The following is a 16,824-nucleotide window of genomic DNA, read 5'->3' as shown; positions in this document are numbered from 1 at the left end:
GGGTGAATCCGTCGTCTGCTCTACGCGGCCGGAGGGCACGTCCGTCGCGCGGAACCGGGTGGACCGGGTCGGGCACCTTTTCGTGAGCGGGGTACGCGCGCGTCGGACGGCGCCCGGCACCCACCGTCCGGCGACGCCTGCCCGTAGCGGCGCCGGCGACCGGTTCGGTGGTCAGGGGGAGATCTCCGTGAGGTCCCAGGGACTTGGTCCCGTGCCGTCGCACCACGCCTGCAACTCCTCGCCGTTCACGCACAGGATTCCGGACCGACCGGCGTAATCGAGGGCGGGCGCGGTGAAGTCGCTCGTCGTGACCAGCACCGCGACGTCGGCACCGTGCACGGTGAAGCAGGTGCCCCCGAAGCGCTGCATGTCCTGCGAGCCGACCTTGTTGTCCTCGGCGTAGCGCTTGCACTGGATGACCACGCGCCGCCCGTCCGGGGTCACCGCGGTGACGTCCGCACCCAAGTCGCCCGCGCCGCCCACCACTTCCACGTCCTGGCAGTGATCACGCACACACAGGTCGGCCACGGCCTGCTCGAAACCGTCGGGATCGAGTTCGCTGTACTCGGCGGCCACCTGCCGGTACTCGTACACGGCCTGCTCGGCTTCCGTGTATGCGGCCGTGGCCTGCTCGATGTCGTCCGCGATGAGTTCGGTGTATTCGGCTGTGGTCTGCTCGATGCCGTCGGTGGTGAGTTCGGTGTATGCGGCTGTGGTCTGCTCGATGCCGTCGGTGGTGAGTTCGGTGTATGCGGCCGTGGCCTGCTCGAAGCCGTCAGCGGTGAGTCCGGTGTACTCGGCCGTGGCCTGCTCGTGTGCGGCCGGGGCCGGGGCCGGGGCGGTCGGCTCGGGGACCCAGCCGAGGGAAGTCGTTCGTTCGACGTCGCCCGGGGCCGGCCGGACGGCGAGGTCGTGTGTCGCCGTGCGGAGGCTGTCGGACGCCTTCTCGGCCGCCTCCTCCAGTGCCAGGGCGGCGCGGCGCGCACACCGGGCCGCGGAGAAGCGCCGCCACCTCGAACGGAGCGTCACGGCGGTCGCGACGCCGAGCACCACCAGCACGCCGGCCCACACCGGACGGCGTTCGGCGACGCCCGCCGCGGTCCGCGCCACGAACACGAGGACGCACAGGGCGATCGCGAGCAGGAGGAAGAAGAAGGTGGTGGCGAGCAGGTCGAAGCGCCGGTCGTGCCGCAGAGGTCGAACGGGGCGCACGGGTATGGTCACGCTGGCTTCCTCCTGGACGGCGACAAGATCGTGTTTCTACAGGTGCCCAAGATCGCCGACTGTTGTCATGGCCGGCGGATGCTTTGTCGCCGGTCCCGGACGCGCCGTATCTCCTCGGGCTCCAGAAGAGGCCGGGACCCGCTGCCGAGGTGAGCCGGGACGCCGGGGCCTACCGAGGCGGTGACGGGTTGTCAGAGCAGCGTGACGCGCGCCCGGCCGGGAACGGATCGTCCGGTCAGCGTGACGTGTTGGGCCGGTGACGGTTCGTCCGGTCGGCGTGACGTGTTGGGCCGGTGACGGTTCGTCCGGTCGGCGTGACGTGTTGGGTCGGTGACGGTTCGTCCGGTCAGCGTGATGTGTGTGGGGGGCCGGTGACGGATCGTCCTGGCAGCGTGAGGCGTTGGGCCGGTGACGGTCGTGCGGGAAGCGTGAGGCATTCGGCCGACGCGCGGAGAATCTCCGTCGGTCGGGCGGGCCGTACGGCACCCGCGAGCCGCCGGTGCGCCACGATGACGCCATGGCCCACATCGCGCTGTTCCACTCCGTTCTCGGCCTGCGCCCCGTCGAACTGCTCGCCGCCGCGCGCATGCGCGGCGCCGGGCACGAGGTCGTCACGCCCGACCTCTTCGGCGGCGAGGCCGCGGCCACCATCGACCAGGGGTTCCGGCTGGTGGAGCGGATCGGGTGGCCGACGGTGGTCGAACGCGCTCGGCTGGCCCTGCGCGGCCTGCCGGACGAGAGCGTGCTCGTCGGTATGTCGATGGGCGCCGGTGTCGTCGCCGATCTCTGGCCCGAGCGTCCCGCTGCCGCCGGCGTTCTCCTGCTGCACGCGACCGCCGGCCTGCCCGCAACCGTTCGTCCGGGCCTCAGGGCGCAGTTGCACGTCGCCGAACCGGACGACTTCGCGCCGTCGGAGCGTGTGTCCGCCCTCTGCCGGGCGGCTCGGGACGCGGGAGTGCACCTGGAGGTCTTCCGTTACCCGGGCGCCGGTCACTTCTACACCGACCCGGACCTCCCGGACTACGATCCCGCCGCCGCCGAGCTGACCTGGCGCCGGGTGCTGGACTTCCTGGGCTGGTGCTGTGACCGCACAGGTTCACCGGCTTGGTGGGGTGTCGGCGGGGCGGGCTAGGTTCTCGGCATGAACGACGCTGAAGTCGCCTCGCTCTTGGCCGGATGTGCTCGCTGCCCGTACCCCGGGGTGTGGCAGGACTCCCCTTTTGCGGAACGCACGGTCGACGGTGCGCGGTATGCCCTGGTCGCGGTCGACCCAGGACTGAGCGCGCTCGCCCTACGGCGTGACGACGGCTCGCTTTGGTGTCTGCCGGAGGGCGGTGTTCCTCAACTCGTGAACTCCAGCGTCGAGGCGTTCGTTGCCTTCAACCGCGCTTATGAGGAAGCCGCTGCTGAGGCCGCCGCATACGAGGGGCCCGGTGACGGTCTGAGCGAAGACGAGACCGTGGACCTGGCCGAGCAGGCCGCCGACGCGCTCACTGAAGCGTTGCTGGAACGGTTCGGGATGCTCGACGTCAAGGCCGTTGCCGACGAGAACTCCTTCTGGCACATCGGGGCTGAGGAGCTCGGCTACGGCATGAGTGTGTGACCATGCAGATCATCGGGGCAGGTTGCGCAAGCTGCACTGACAAGGGGGCATCCGCTGGGGTGGGAGACCACTCAGGCCCGCCGCCGCATGACCGGGCAAACGTTTGAAGTCACCGTCCGGGCACGGCGCTACCGGCCTGCGACCACGCCGTCCGGACCGCACTCGGTCTGATCACCGCTTGGGCCGGAGGCACAGCCGAGAGGAACAGCACCCGTGAGTGAACGGCAGCTGGCCGAGACGTTCCGCAGCACGTCGGGCGACGTCCGCTGGGGCAGTCTCGGACAACCCGGTCGGGATCCGGTCGTCCTCCTGCACGGCACACCCTTCTCCTCGTATGTCTGGCGGGCCGTCGCCCGCTCACTCGCCCGCCGTCATCAGGTGTTCGTGTGGGACATGCCGGGTTACGGGGCGTCGGAGATGTCCGCCGGCCAGGATGTCTCCCTGGCTGCCCAGGGCAGGGTCTTCACCGAGCTTCTCGCGCACTGGGGCCTGGAGGAACCCCTGGTCGTCGCCCACGACTTCGGCGGTGCCGTCTCCTTGCGGGCGCATCTGCTGCACGGCGCCCGCTACCGCGCACTCGCTCTGGTCGACCCGGTCGCGCTGGCGCCGTGGGGATCCCCGTTCTTCCGGCTCGTCGGCGAGCACTCCGAGGTCTTCGAGCAACTGCCGCCCGCGCTCCACCACGCCCTGGTGCGCGCGTACATAACGTCGGCCAGCAGTCCCGGCCTGCACCCGGCGGTCCTCGACCGGCTCGTCCGGCCCTGGCTCGGCGACCCCGGCCAGGCGGCCTTCTACCGGCAGATCGCCCAGGCCGACCAGCTCCACACCGACGAGGTGCAGGACCGGTACGGCGAGATCGGCATCCCGACACTGGTGTGCTGGGGTCAGGACGACACCTGGATTCCCGTGGCGAAAGGGCGGGAGCTCGCCGCCCGCATCCCGGGCGCGCGACTTGAACCCATCGCCGCTGCCGGCCATCTCGTCCAAGAAGACGCGCCCGCCGAACTCACAGCCGCTCTCATCACCTTCCTCCAGAACCCGAGCTGACGCCCGACAACCCCATGAACCTTCCCGGTCACAGCACGGGAGGCGCCGGGGCCGTCGCCCTCCCCGGCGACCGCACCCGGTGCCGCCGGAAAAAAGGTGGGCGCCGCCCGATCCGCCTTCCTAGACTCGGTCATGCAAGCGCGCCGCACCGACACCACCGCGGCGCGCCCGATCAGGTGTGTGAGGACCGAGGGGAGCCGGCCGTGCGTGACCGTACCGCCGTCGTTGTTCCCCCGTCGCGGACCGACGTGATCCTGGTGTCCTCGTCCGTCCGGTGCCCGCTGCGCGGCCGGCACCGGATGCCCGTGACGCCCCGCTGACACCCCTCCGGCCCGCCCCCGGCACTCGCCTGCCCGCCCCGGCACTCGCCGGGCCGGCCAGGCCTCGCCTCGCCTCGCCGGGGCCGCACCGTTGTGTCCCCGGGCGTCACGGGAAATCGCGCTGCCCTTCTCAAGGACCACTTCCCGAAAGGCCACAGGGCCGTGCGCACCGACCTCACCAACCCCGCCACCCCCACCACTCTCGCCACCGTCCGCAATCTCGGCATCCTCGCCCACGTCGACGCGGGCAAGACCACCGTCACCGAGCGGATCCTGTACGCGACCGGCACCACCCACAAGCGCGGCGAGGTGCACGACGGCACCACCGTCACCGACTTCGACCCGCAGGAACGCGACCGCGGCATCACGATCTTCGCCGCGGCCGTCAGCTGCGCCTGGGACGGCCACCGCGTCAACCTCATCGACACCCCCGGCCACGTCGACTTCGCCGACGAGGTCGAGCGTTCGCTGCGCGTCCTGGACGGGGCGATCGCCGTGTTCGACGCCGTCGCCGGGGTCGACCCGCAGAGCGAGTCGGTGTGGCGGCAGGCCGACCGGCACGGCGTGCCGAGGATCGCGTTCGTCAACAAGCTCGACCGCGCGGGCGCCGATCTCGACCGGGCCGTCGACTCCATCCGGCAACGGCTGCATCCGGCCCCGCTCGTCGTCCAGCTGCCGATCGGGGCGGAGGGCGACTTCACGGGAGTCGTCGATCTCGTACGGATGCGCTCCCTGGTCTGGACGGACGGGGACGGTATGGCCGTGGCCGCGCCGGTTCCCGAGCCGCTGCGGGAGGAGGCGGCACGGCGGCGCCGGGCACTGGAGGAGGCGGTGGCGGAGCTGCATCCGGCGGCCCTGGAGGAGTTCTGCGACCGCCGGACGCTCGGCGCCGGCACCCTCGCCGCCGCCCTGCGCGACCTGACCCACAGCGGCGAGGGCGTGGTCGTCCTGTGCGGCTCCGCCTACCGCAGCCGCGGCATCGAACCACTGCTGGACGCGGTGGTGGCCTACCTGCCGTCGCCGCTCGACGTGCCCGCCGTGCGCGGTGTCCACCAGGACGCCGAGCAGACGCGGTACGCCGATCCGGAAGCGCCTTTCGCGGGGCTCGTGTTCAAGGTGAGCGCGGGTGCCACCGGACGGCTGACCCATGTGCGCGTCTACTCCGGCACGATCGAGAAGGGGGACACCGTGTGGGACCCGGGCACCGGGCGCACCGAGCGCGTGGCGCGGATCCTGCGCGTCATGGCGGACCGGCACGCCCCGCTCGACCGGGCGGTCGCCGGTGACATCGTCGCGCTCGCGGGCGTGAAGTCGGCCCGGACCGGTTCCACGCTGTGCGATCCGGGCGCTCCGCTGCTTCTGGAGCCGCCGGTGGCCGCCGAACCCATGGTGTCCGTGGCCGTCGAGGCGCGGCGCGGTACGGACACCGGCCGGCTCGCGACGGCGCTGGCGAGGCTCGCGGAGGAGGACCCCTCGCTGGTCGTGCGCACCGACTCCGAGACCGGGCAGACCGTGCTCTGCGGTATGGGCGAACTCCATCTGGAGGTCGCGGTGGAGAAGGTACGCCGTGACGGGGGTCCGGAGGTCACCGTGGGCCGGCCCAGGGTCTCCTACCGCGAGACGGTCGTCGGCGAGGTGCGGGGGTTCGTCCACCGGCACGTCAAACAGGACGGCGGGGCCGGGCAGTTCGCCCATGTCGTGCTCGACGTGGAACCGCTCGGCCCCGAAGTGGGCGCAGGCGGCTTCGAGTTCCGCTCCACCGTGGTCGGCGGGCGGGTACCGCAGGAGTACGTGCGCGCGGTCGAGGCCGGCTGCCGGGACGCCCTCGCCGAGGGTCCGCTCGGCGGGCACCCGGTCACCGGGGTGCGGGTCACGCTCACCGACGGCTCCACCCATGTGAAGGACTCCTCCGACACGGCCTTCCGCGCGGCCGGCCGGCTCGGTCTTCGCGGGGCGCTGCGCGCCTGCGCGACGGCACTGCTGGAACCGGTCGCCGACGTCACGGTCACGGTGCCCGAGGACGCGGTCGGCTCGGTCCTCGGGGACCTGGCCGCCCGGCGCGGGCGCGTCGGCGGCTCCGAATCCCACGGCGGGGTGGTCGAGGTGAGCGCGACCGTGCCGCTGGCGGAGCTGTTCGGCTACGCGACCCGGTTGCGCAGCCGTACCCAGGGCCGGGGCACCTTCACGACCCGCCCCGCCGGCTACGCACCGGCACCGGTACGGGCGCCCGCACCGGTGCCGGCCCGGTGAGCGGGGGGCGGCGTCGGCCCCTGCGGATCGGCCCCCCTGCGGATCGGCGCCCCCGCCGATCGGTGCCCCTGCGGATCGGCGCCGTCGCGGTCGGCGTCGGCACGGGCGCCGGTCCGTTGACCGGGACGGCGGCGTTCGCCGTCCCGGATCGGCACCGGCACCGGCACCGGTGCCGATCCGCTGAGCACGGCGTGGCGTCCGGCACCGCGTCGAAGGTCCGCGCCACGAGCCGCACGGTTCGTGGCGCCGGTCGCTCCCTCCGCCCCTCCGGGCGACCGCGCCCACACCCACCGCCCCCTCAGGCCAGCCGCCCCTTCACCGCCGCCCGCCAGGCGGGGGAGCGTGGGGGGTCGGGAGCCGGGCGTGGGCGGCGGCCGCCCGGTGCGAAGAATTTCGCCGGCGGGGGGGGGGGACCGCGGCGCCCACGGTCACCGCGTCCACACCCACCGCCCCCTCAGGCCAGTCGCCCCCTCACCGCCGCCCGCCAGGCGGGGGAGCGTGGGGGGTCGGGAGCCGGGCGTGGGCGGCGGCCGCCCGTCGCGAAGAATGCCGCCAGCGGAAGGACCGCGGCGCCCACCGTCACCGCGTCCGGACCGAGCAGGCCCAGCTCGACGCCGACCCGGGACGCGGGGTGGCGCAGGGCCTGGGCGAGGGCGTGGTCACGGACCCGGTCCAGGAAGCCACCGCCGAGCTGCAGACCGGCCCAGCCGCCGATCAGGACCCGTTCCGGCTGGAAGAGGTTGATGAGGTCGGACAGGCCGGCGCCGAGATAGGCGGCGGTCTCGGCGAGTACGGCCGCGGCCACCGGGTCGGGCGCGCCGTCGCCGACGGGGCGTGCCGCGGCGAGCAGTTCGGTCAGCGCCCGCTCCTCACCGGCCCCGGCCGAGGGCCGCCCGCCCGCTTCACGCCAGCGCGCCACGAGCGCCTCCGCGCCCGCGTACGCCTCCAGGCACCCCCGCGCCCCGCACCGGCACCGGCGCCCCCCGACCCGTACGGTGAGATGCCCCCACTCCACCGCCCGTCCCTGCGCCGCCTCCTCGGTGACGACACAGGCACCCACCCCCGAACCGAACAGCACCACCACGGCGTTGCGCGCCCCGCGGCCCGCGCCGAACCACATCTCCGCCTGGCCCAGCGCCTTGGCCCCGTTGTCGATGAAGAACGGCAGGTGCGCCGGGAGCCCGACGGCCGTGCGGAGCAGCCGTTCCAGTGGCACCGCGTCCCAGCCGATGGTCTGCCCGTGGACGACGGCCCCGTCCGCACCGCCGGTCTCGACGATGCCGGGTACGCCGACACCGACGCCCAGCAGATCGGCGCAGGCGGAACCGGCCGCCCCGAAACCGGCTGGCCCCGGCCCGGCCGGCCCCGGATCGGCTGGCCCCGGCCCGGCCGGCCCCGGATCGAAGGCCCCCGGCCCGACCGTCTCCAGACCGACCGCCTCCACACCGACCGCCTCCAGACCGGCCGTTCCCGAACCGGCCGCCTCCAGACCCGCCGTCCCCGCACCGGTCGCCCCCGGCCCGGCCGTCCCTGAACCGGCCGTCCCCGAACCTGCCGTCCTCCGGCCGACCGTCCCGGGACCGACCGCCCCCAGGCCGGCCGCCCGCAGAACCTCCGCGACGCCGTCGGCGACATGTCCGACGACGGCGTCGACGTCGTAACCCCGTGGCCCCAACGGCCTTTCCGCCCGCGCCAGTTCGGTCATCCCCAGGTCGAACAGCTCCACCCGCACCCGGGTCTCCCCGACGTCCACGCCGATCAGCCGCCCGCTGTCCCGGCGGACCCGCAGCAGCCGGCGCGGCCTGCCGACGTCCGCGCCGATCACGCCCGCCTCCTCCACCAGGCCGTCGGCGAGGAGCTCGGCCACGACGTTGCTGACGGATCCCGAACTCAGACCGGTCGCCGGGCCCAGCGCCTGGCGGCTCATCGGCCCATCGACATACAACCGTTGCAGAACGGCGCTCCGGCTCTCCCGCCGCAGGTCACGCACCGTGCGGCCGCTCAGCCCTGCCACCTGGCCTCCCAGATTCCCGCGGTTTTACGGCCCCTATGACCGGTTGCCGCTGCCGGATCCCTTGACGTTCGTTTCTCTTGAGGTTTAACTCACGTCCTAAATTAAGCCATGAGGGGGCTTCGCGAACCGAACGGGGTGTCGGTTCGTGCGAGTGGCCCTCGCGGTTCTCGACTCCCGGAAAGGGACACCAGGAGCCATGCGCAGCATCCGAGCCGCGGCCGTAGGCGCCGTGACCATGTCTCTCGCCCTCGGGGCCACGGCCTGCGGAGGGGGTTCGTCCAACGGCAGCGGGTCCGACGACTCGCCGAAGACGCTGACCTACTGGGCGTCGAACCAGGGCGCCAGCATCACGGTCGACAAGCAGGTCCTCCAGCCCGAGCTCGCCAAGTTCGAGAAGCAGAGCGGCATCAAGGTGAAGCTGGAGGTGGTGCCCTGGTCCGACCTGCTCAACCGCATCCTCACGGCGACGACCTCCGGTCAGGGCCCGGACGTGCTGAACATCGGCAACACCTGGAGCGCCTCGCTGCAGGCGACCGGCGCGCTGCAGGCGTGGGACGCCGAGAACTTCGCGAAGATCGGCGGCAGGGGCCGGTTCGTGGACTCCGCGCTCGGCTCGACCGGCGCCGAGGGCAAGGACCCGGCGGCGGTACCGCTCTACTCGATGTCCTACGCGCTCTACTACAACAAGAAGATCTTCGCCGACGCCGGCATCACCAAGCCGCCCGCCACCTGGGACGAGCTGATCGCCGACGGCAAGAAGGTCAGGGCCAAGGGCACGTCGGTGCTCGGGGCCGAGGGCGCGAACGTGTCGGAGAACATCCACCACGTCTTCGTCTTCGCCAAACAGCACGGTGCCGACTTCTTCACCGCCGACGGCAAGCCCGACTTCACCAGCCCCAAGGTGGTGGACGCGGTCAAGCAGTACGTCGACCTGATGGCCAAGGACAAGGTCGTCCCGACCAACGACGCCGAGTACGCCCAGAACCAGTCCGTCAGCGACTTCGCCAAGGGCAAGCAGGCCATGCTGCTGTGGCAGTCCGCCGCCGCCAACCTCAAGTCCCAGGGCATGAGCGAGGCCGACTACGGCGTCGCCCCGGTGCCCGTGCAGTCCGGCACCCCCGGCACCGGCGCCCAGACCAACTCGATGGTCGCCGGCATCAACATCGCCGTGTTCAAGAACAGCCACAACCTCGACGGCGCCACGCGGTTCGTGAAGTTCATGACCAGCGACGAGGAGCAGAAGATCCTCAACAAGGCCTACACCTCCATCCCGCCGGTCAAGGCCGCGCAGAGCGACGCCGCGTTCAACGCGCCCGCCACCTCGGTGCTGAAGAACACCCTCGCCACCAGTGCGGCCGCGCTGCCGCAGGTGGCCGCCGAGTCGCAGTTCGAGACGGCGGTCGGAACGGCCGTCAAGGACCTGTTCGCCGACGCCGCCGCCGGCCGCGCGGTGACCACCGACTCCGTCAAGGCGAAGCTGGAGAAGGCCCAGCAGCAGATGCCGAAGGCGTGAGCGGGACCATGACCACCACCGCTCTCGAGGAGCCGGTGCGCGAGACGTCCCCCGGTGCGGCGAGCGGATCCCGCCGCCGCACCGGGCGGATCCGCCGTATCGGACTGCCCTACCTGCTGCTCCTGCCCGCCCTGATCCTCGAACTCCTCGTCCACCTGGTGCCGATGGTCGTCGGCATCGTGATGAGCTTCAAGGAGATCACCCAGTTCTACATCCGCGACTGGGGCACCGCCCCCTGGTCCGGCCTCGGCAACTACACGATGTCGGTGGACTTCGACGCCCCCGTCGGCAAGGCGCTGCTGCACTCCTTCTTCGTCACCGTCGGCTTCACCCTGCTCTCCGTCGGCCTGTGCTGGTTCATCGGCACGGCCGCCGCGATCTGCATGCAGGACACCTTCCGCGGCCGCGGCCTGCTGCGCGCACTGTTCCTGGTGCCGTACGCGCTGCCCGTCTACGCGGCCGTGATCACCTGGGTGTTCATGTTCCAGCACGACAACGGCCTGGTGAACCACGTCCTGCACGACCAGCTGCACCTCACCGACAAGCCCTCCTTCTGGCTCATCGGCGACAACAGCTTCTACGCCCTGCTGACCGTGTCGGTGTGGAAGGGCTGGCCGTTCGCCTTCCTCATCGTGATGGCCGGCCTGCAGAACATCCCGAACGAACTGTACGAGGCGGCCGCGCTGGACGGCGCGGGGACGTGGCAGCGGATCCGGCGCATCACCCTGCCCTCGCTGCGCCCCGTCAACCAGGTCCTGGTCCTGGTGCTGTTCCTGTGGACCTTCAACGACTTCAACACCCCGTACGTCCTGTTCGGCAAGGCCGCCCCCGAGGCCGCCGACCTCATCTCGGTCCACATCTACCAGGCCTCCTTCGTCACCTGGAACTTCGGCACCGGCTCGGCCATGTCCGTCCTGCTGCTGCTCTTCCTGCTGGTCGTGACCGGGGTGTACCTGCTGCTCACCTCGCGTGGACGGAAGGCCGCCGATGTCTAGCCCCAACTCGCCCATGGCGCCGTCCCGTTCGTTCCAGTGGACGCGGCGGATCTTCCTGACCCTGCTCACCGGGTTCGTGCTCACCCCGGTGTACGTGATGGTCTCCAGCTCGCTGAAGCCGCTCGCGGATGTCACCGGCAAGTTCCGCTGGCTGCCCAGCGGCCTGACCATCCGGCCGTACATCGACATCTGGTCGACGGTCCCGCTCGCCGACTACTTCGTGAACTCGCTGATCGTGGCGGGCGCGGCGACCGTCTGCTCGGTCGTCATCGCCGTGTTCGCCGCGTACGCGGTCAGCCGCTACGAGTTCCGCGGCAAACGCGTGTTCACGGTGACCGTGCTGTCGACCCAGATGTTCCCGGGCATCCTCTTCCTGCTGCCCCTGTTCCTCCTCTACGTCGACATCGGCAACTCCACCGGGATCGCCCTGTTCGGCTCCCGCGGCGGACTGATCCTGACGTACCTGACGTTCTCGCTGCCGTTCTCCATCTGGATGCTGATCGGGTACTTCGACTCGGTGCCGCGTGACCTGGACGAGGCGGCACTGGTGGACGGCTGCGGTCCGCTCGGGGCGCTGCTGCGGGTCGTCGTACCGGCCGCGATCCCCGGCATCGTCGCGGTCGCCGTCTACGCCTTCATGACCGCGTGGGGAGAAGTGCTCTTCGCGTCCGTGATGACCAACGAGGACACCCGCACCCTCGCCGTCGGCCTGCAGGGCTACTCCACCCTCAACGACGTCTACTGGAACCAGATCATGGCCGCCTCGCTCGTCGTGAGCGTGCCCGTGGTCGCGGGCTTCCTGCTGCTGCAGCGCTATCTCGTCGCCGGTCTGACGGCAGGCGCCGTCAAGTGAACAACATCCCGCACTCCGAAGGGACTTCCGTGTCCGAACGCATCGACCTCGCCGCACTCCCGCACGACTTCCTGTGGGGCACGGCGACAGCGGCGTACCAGATCGAGGGGGCCGTCGCCGAGGACGGCCGTACGCCCTCGATCTGGGACACCTTCTCCCACACCCCCGGGAAGATCGCGAACGACGACAACGGCGACGTCGCCTGCGACCACTACCACCGCTGGCGCGAGGACATCGGCCTGATGCGGCAACTCGGTGTCAACGCCTACCGGTTGTCGGTGGCCTGGCCCCGCGTGATCCCCGGCGGCACCGGACCGGTCAACCCCAAGGGGCTCGCCTTCTACGACGAGTTGGTGGACGCCCTGCTGGAGGCGGAGATCACCCCGTCGGTCACCCTCTACCACTGGGACCTGCCCCAGGTGCTGCAGGACCGCGGCGGCTGGCCCGAACGGGACACCGCCCTCGCGTTCGCCGAGTACGCCTCGGCCGTCGCCACGCGTCTCGGCGACCGCGTCAAGCTCTGGACGACCCTCAACGAGCCGTCCTGCTCGGCCTGGATCGGCCATCTGGAGGGAAAGATGGCCCCCGGCTGGACCGATCTGACCGCCGCCGTACGCAGCTCCTACCACCTGCTCCTGGGCCACGGCCTGGCCACCCAGGCGATCCGGGCCGCCGCACCCGACGCCCAGGTGGGCATCGTCAACAACCTCTCCACCGTGCACGCGGTCACCGACCGCTCGGAGGACCTGGCGGCGGCCCGCCGGCACGACGGCCACGTCAACCGCTGGTGGCTCGACCCGGTGCACGGCCGCGGCTTCCCGGCCGACATGCGGGAGGTCTACGGCGTCGAACTCCCGGAGCAGCCGGGCGACCTGGAGACGATCGCGGCCCCGCTGGACTGGCTGGGCCTGAACTACTACTTCCCGGCGTACGTCGCCGACGACCCCGAGGGCACCGCGCCGTACGTCCGCTCGGTCCGCCGTGAGGGTGTCGCGCGCACCGGCATGGACTGGGAGATCGACGCGTCCGGCATCGAGGCGCTGCTGCTCCGGCTCACCGACGAGTACGGCGCGCGGAAGATCTACGTGACCGAGAACGGCTCCGCCTACCCGGACGTGGTCCGCCCCGACGGCAGTGTCGACGACCCCGAACGCCGGGACTACCTGGAGCGCCACCTCGCCGCCTGCGCCTCGGCCGCCGCCAAGGGCGCTCCGCTGGCCGGCTACTTCGCCTGGTCCCTGCTGGACAACTTCGAGTGGGCGTACGGCTACGACAAGCGCTTCGGGCTGGTCCACGTCGACTACCGCACCCAGGCCCGCACGATCAAGGGCAGCGGACACCGCTACGCGGACATCGTCCGAGTCCACCGCGGCCAGACACGCCGGGCCGCCTGAGCGCCCACGATCCACCGGGCCACCGTGACCCGCCCGCACCGGCCGGGTCACGACGGCTCGGCCGCACCCGCCGGGGCAGCAGGGCTCGGCCGTACCTGCCGGGGCCGCCACGGCCTGGCCGCAATCCGCCGGGTCGTCACGGCCCGGCCGCACCAGCCGGGCCGTGTGGTCCGGCCGCGCACTCCGGGCCGCCTGAGCCGGTCCGGAACCGCCGGTGGGCACGGGCGGGGAGCCCGTGCCCACCGGTCCTCACCTACACCCAGCAGGTGCCGCCGTTGCCGTCGAAGGCGAGGCCGGCGGCGGTGCCGGCGTTCTCGCTGCCGGAGGCGGTGACGGCGGCCGGATCCACCGCGTAGGCGGTGGCCGCGCGGTCGGTGTCCCAGGCGACGGCGGCGGGGGCCGCGGAGGCGGGGGCGGCCAGGAGCGGACCGGAGCACAGCAGGGCCGTGGCGGCCAGGGCGGCGAGCAGGGTGCGGGAGGTGCGCGTGCGGCTCTCCTTGTGGGGTGGAGGTGCACTTCCTGATCCATGTCACGTGCATGACAGCCCGGTGGAGCAGAAGGGTTGACCTGGACGCCCACGAGGCTCGAGTGAACCGGCAGTCAAGTGTGTGCCGGCTCTCGGGCCTTGCCCCGGGGTGAGAAGGCCGGTGAGCGGCTACCGTCCCAGCGCCGCAGCGGCTCGCCAACTGTCCTCTTCCCCCCGATGGACGCGCTTCTGCGTCACATGGACGTGCGGCCGCCGGAAATCGTCGCGGCTGGCAAGTAGTGCACAATGGGGTGGCGCAGATTTGACTCGGCCGGGGTTGCTGATTTGACCGAGCACCGGATCGTCCGCAAGGGGGAAGGGAACCTGTCATGGCGTGGGACGAGTGGGAGCAGCTCAAGGCCCAGGCGGCCGGACGGGGGGAGACCCACACGCGGCTCAACCACGTGCCACCGGACGGCGGAGGCGGCGGAGGATCCGGAGATCTGGTGGTGCACCAGGACGACCTGGGTGCCGTAGGCCACGAGGCCAGCATCCTCTACGACGACGTCAAAGGCCAGGCCGACATCGCCGCGGCCGGGTCGGGTAACGGCTCGATGGGCTCGACCATGCAGGCCGCCGCCACGATGAAGTCGCACGGCTTCCAGACCGGAAGCGCCTTGGAGACGACCGTCGAGATGTGGACCTCGCAGGTCAAGACCGTCCTCCAGGCATGTGCGCACATCTCCGATCACCTGGACTACACGCAGAAGCGGCACGCCGAGGACGACGCCAAGATCGGTGCCGTGCTCCGTGGCCGTGATGGCTCAGCCACGTCCGTCTCGCAGCTCAACGGGTACTTCAAATAGGAGAACCGCTGGTGGCTCTCACTTTCACGGACCTCGTTGAGGTCGACCTCGGCAGACTCGCGAACGCCGTATCGGACTGGAAGAAAGCCGTCGACGGGCTGAAGAAGTCGGCGAAGAGCGCTCGTACGGGAATGCAGGGCAAGTCGGACTCCGCGCGCTGGGCCGGCGTGAACGCCACGGTGACAAGGGAGTTCGTGGCCAAGACGGCCAAGGAGATCTCCGACCTCCACACCGAGGCCAACAGTATCTACCAGGTTCTCGAGGACGGACACACCGAGCTCGAGTCGCTGCAGAAGCAGATGAAGACCGCCGTCCACGACGATGCCGCGAAGCTCGGCATTCGTGTCGAGGACATCGGGGGCGGCAGGGTCCGCTGCTTCTTCCCCCACACGCGCGGGGACACCGACGAACGCACGCAGGATCAGCTCGACAGCAGGCAGGAGTTGGAGGACCGGATCAACCGGATCCTCGCTCATGCAGCCGAGATCGATGCCTCCGTCGCCCGCGCACTGGCCAAGAGCCATGGCAACGACCCGTACAACGCGGGCCACAGCAGGTACGAGTCCCTCAACGACGCCGAGGTCGAGCGTGCCCTGGAACTGGCACGCAAAGGCGGCAAGATGTCTGACGCGGAACTCCGCGAGCTCAACCAGCTGCTGCGCTTCAACTCTGCCGAGAAGGACGGAGAGTTCGCCACCGAGTTCTACCAGGGACTCGGTGGGCCCGAGAAGACGCTCCAGTTCTACGCCGCGATGTCGATCGACGGCACGGGCGGCGACGCGAGCAAGACCCGGTTGGACGCGGTACAGGACCTGCAGAAGGTCATGGGGTACACGCTCGCCAACGCGACGGATCCCGACCACAAATACCATCTCTCCGACGAGTGGGGCACGCAGTTCCGGCGTCTTGGCACCCAGCAGATCGGGTGGGAACGGGGTCAGTGGAACAAGCCGTACGGTTATCAGGTGCTCGGCGGCCTGCTGCGCTACGGCAACTACGACTCCCGGTTCCTGAATCCCATCGCGGAGCACATCACCCAGCTCCACAAGAAGGACCCCTACTTCTTCCTGTCGAACAAGCCGACAGGCAACCCGGACACGTACGGCTTCAACCCCTCCGGCCGGCTCGGCACGGGCAACGAACCACTGAACAGCGTCCTTGAGGCGCTGGGGCACAGCCCCGAGGCGGCGGAGAAGTTCTTCAGCCAGCCGCCTACCGCGTACAACGAGGACGGCACGCTCAAGAAGGACGGGAAGCTGGGCTTCGACTCGTACGTCGACCTGCTCACCGACAAGGACTTCGAGTGGACGGCGGATACGAACAGCGCGAACATCTTCGCTGACGAGGACAAGAGCAAGACGATCATGGGTTATGGTCCTGACGCCCTCGGTCACGCCTTGGAGGCGGCGACCACCGGTCTGCCTTACGGAAGCGACGCCGTGTCGCCGCCGCACTCCAAGGAGGCGGCTGACATCTTTCACCAACTCGTGGAGCGTTACGGCACCGACCCCAAGGACCTGGACGATTCGCCCCTGCGTGACAGCCTCGGACACATCACCGCGGACTATATGCGTGATGTGCAGGCGGCGTTCATGGGGAACGGGGGGACCGTGGTGGGGACTCACGGGGCCGGCGCACATCTCGGGGACCTCGATGTCACGGACAATCCCGAGGGACTCCCTCCCGGCGCGTTGAAGAACTTCCTCGGCGCGGTCGGGAAGGACCCCGACGCCTACGGTGCCATCGTCACCTCCCAGGAGTCGGTGACCACGGACCTCGTCAACGACGCGTTCCACAACGCCGACAAGTACAAGGAGTTGGCTCCGGAGATCGCCAACCGCGTCAATCCGGGTGGCGAGATCGCCGGCATCATGGCGGAGTCCCGTACACAGGCGGTCGTAGACGAGAAACTCGCCGACGATGCCAAGTTCAACGAAGGCGTCGCGACGGCGGACAAATGGGCCGGACGCATCATCGGAATGGGTATCGGCAAGATTCCGGTGGGCGGCGAGGTGGCCGGCTGGGTCGTGGAGGACATCCAGGAATCGGTTGTCGAGAACTTCACCAGGGACTCGAGTGAAGAGGCCCTGAAAGACCGGGACGCGTTCCTCGAGCAGCAGCAGACCAGCTCGGCGCAGGCCATCTACGACGCCACGTACACCGCGGCCAAGGAAGCCGGCTACGACGACACCAATGCGCAGAGTCAGGCCACGGCGGCCAGGCGGGAGATCCTGGATTCCTACGGCCTGGGACGACAGAGAGCAGGGAAATAGCCGCTC

Annotated in this window: 12 protein-coding genes; 10 read left to right on the top strand and 2 right to left on the bottom strand. The window is 70.6% G+C overall.

All coding sequences use genetic code 11. The features are described 5' to 3' along the window. Positions 1 to 171: 171 nt before the first annotated feature. Entirely contained in the window at positions 172 to 1,224 is a 1,053-nt protein-coding gene (locus ABVB68_RS28110) for a restriction endonuclease (RefSeq protein ID WP_353603956.1), read from the bottom strand. A 517-nt stretch (positions 1,225 to 1,741) separates the two neighbouring features. Here ABVB68_RS28110 and ABVB68_RS28105 point away from each other — a divergent pair. From ABVB68_RS28105 to fusA, 4 genes are all read left to right on the top strand, one after another. After that, a complete protein-coding gene (locus ABVB68_RS28105; protein WP_353603955.1) occupies positions 1,742 to 2,356 on the top strand; it encodes a dienelactone hydrolase family protein in 615 nt (204 codons plus the stop codon). Positions 2,357 to 2,365: 9 nt separating this feature from the next. Further along, complete coding sequence (locus ABVB68_RS28100; RefSeq protein WP_353603954.1) at positions 2,366 to 2,827, top strand: SUKH-4 family immunity protein; 462 nt, start codon at positions 2,366 to 2,368, stop codon at positions 2,825 to 2,827. 213 nt (positions 2,828 to 3,040) lie between these two features. Continuing rightward, a complete protein-coding gene (locus ABVB68_RS28095; RefSeq protein ID WP_353603953.1) occupies positions 3,041 to 3,874 on the top strand; it encodes an alpha/beta fold hydrolase in 834 nt (277 codons plus the stop codon). 482 nt (positions 3,875 to 4,356) lie between these two features. After that, complete coding sequence (fusA, locus tag ABVB68_RS28090) at positions 4,357 to 6,444, top strand: elongation factor G (RefSeq protein WP_353603952.1); 2,088 nt, start codon at positions 4,357 to 4,359, stop codon at positions 6,442 to 6,444. A 454-nt stretch (positions 6,445 to 6,898) separates the two neighbouring features. Here fusA and ABVB68_RS28085 read toward each other — a convergent pair whose 3' ends face one another. Beyond that, positions 6,899 to 8,458 carry an ROK family transcriptional regulator gene (locus ABVB68_RS28085; protein WP_353603951.1) on the bottom strand — a complete coding sequence of 520 codons (1,560 nt, stop codon included), beginning with the start codon at positions 8,456 to 8,458 and terminating at the stop codon, positions 6,899 to 6,901. A gap of 196 nt (positions 8,459 to 8,654) precedes the next feature. On the opposite strand from ABVB68_RS28085, the gene ABVB68_RS28080 reads away from it, so the two are divergent. The 6 genes from ABVB68_RS28080 (at position 8,655) to ABVB68_RS28055 (ending at position 16,818) form a co-directional block, all read left to right on the top strand. Beyond that, complete coding sequence (locus ABVB68_RS28080; protein ID WP_353603950.1) at positions 8,655 to 9,971, top strand: ABC transporter substrate-binding protein; 1,317 nt, start codon at positions 8,655 to 8,657, stop codon at positions 9,969 to 9,971. Between the two features lie 8 nt (positions 9,972 to 9,979). Then, entirely contained in the window at positions 9,980 to 10,966 is a 987-nt protein-coding gene (locus ABVB68_RS28075; RefSeq protein WP_353603949.1) for a carbohydrate ABC transporter permease, read from the top strand. After that, positions 10,959 to 11,819 (top strand): carbohydrate ABC transporter permease, encoded by an 861-nt coding sequence (locus ABVB68_RS28070; RefSeq protein ID WP_353603948.1) that lies wholly within the window; start codon positions 10,959 to 10,961, stop codon positions 11,817 to 11,819. Before ABVB68_RS28075 ends, ABVB68_RS28070 begins: the two co-directional genes overlap by 8 nt. 29 nt (positions 11,820 to 11,848) lie before the next feature. After that, positions 11,849 to 13,213, top strand: a complete 1,365-nt coding sequence (locus ABVB68_RS28065) for a GH1 family beta-glucosidase (protein ID WP_353603947.1) — start codon at positions 11,849 to 11,851, stop codon at positions 13,211 to 13,213. Between the two features lie 855 nt (positions 13,214 to 14,068). Beyond that, positions 14,069 to 14,545 (top strand): hypothetical protein, encoded by a 477-nt coding sequence (locus tag ABVB68_RS28060; protein WP_353603946.1) that lies wholly within the window; start codon positions 14,069 to 14,071, stop codon positions 14,543 to 14,545. An 11-nt stretch (positions 14,546 to 14,556) separates the two neighbouring features. Beyond that, positions 14,557 to 16,818: a DUF6571 family protein gene (locus ABVB68_RS28055; protein ID WP_353603945.1), complete on the top strand. Its 2,262-nt coding sequence runs from the start codon at positions 14,557 to 14,559 to the stop codon at positions 16,816 to 16,818. The last annotated feature ends 6 nt before the right edge of the window (positions 16,819 to 16,824 follow it).

Source organism: Streptomyces sp. NPDC096012, from assembly GCF_040426375.1.
Classification (GTDB): domain Bacteria; phylum Actinomycetota; class Actinomycetes; order Streptomycetales; family Streptomycetaceae; genus Streptomyces.
The sequence above is the reverse complement of the archived record's forward strand: the minus strand, read 5'-3'. Positions and strand labels throughout refer to the sequence as shown.

What these genes read in the sequence shown, in the direction of transcription:
- ABVB68_RS28100 (WP_353603954.1), top strand. Translation starts at nt 2,366, where the DNA reads ATGAACGACGCTGAAGTCGCCTCGCTCTTGGCCGGATGTGCTCGCTGC.
- ABVB68_RS28060 (WP_353603946.1), top strand. Translation starts at nt 14,069, where the DNA reads ATGGCGTGGGACGAGTGGGAGCAGCTCAAGGCCCAGGCGGCCGGACGG.
- ABVB68_RS28105 (WP_353603955.1), top strand. Translation starts at nt 1,742, where the DNA reads ATGGCCCACATCGCGCTGTTCCACTCCGTTCTCGGCCTGCGCCCCGTC.
- ABVB68_RS28075 (WP_353603949.1), top strand. Translation starts at nt 9,980, where the DNA reads ATGACCACCACCGCTCTCGAGGAGCCGGTGCGCGAGACGTCCCCCGGT.
- ABVB68_RS28070 (WP_353603948.1), top strand. Translation starts at nt 10,959, where the DNA reads ATGTCTAGCCCCAACTCGCCCATGGCGCCGTCCCGTTCGTTCCAGTGG.
- ABVB68_RS28080 (WP_353603950.1), top strand. Translation starts at nt 8,655, where the DNA reads ATGCGCAGCATCCGAGCCGCGGCCGTAGGCGCCGTGACCATGTCTCTC.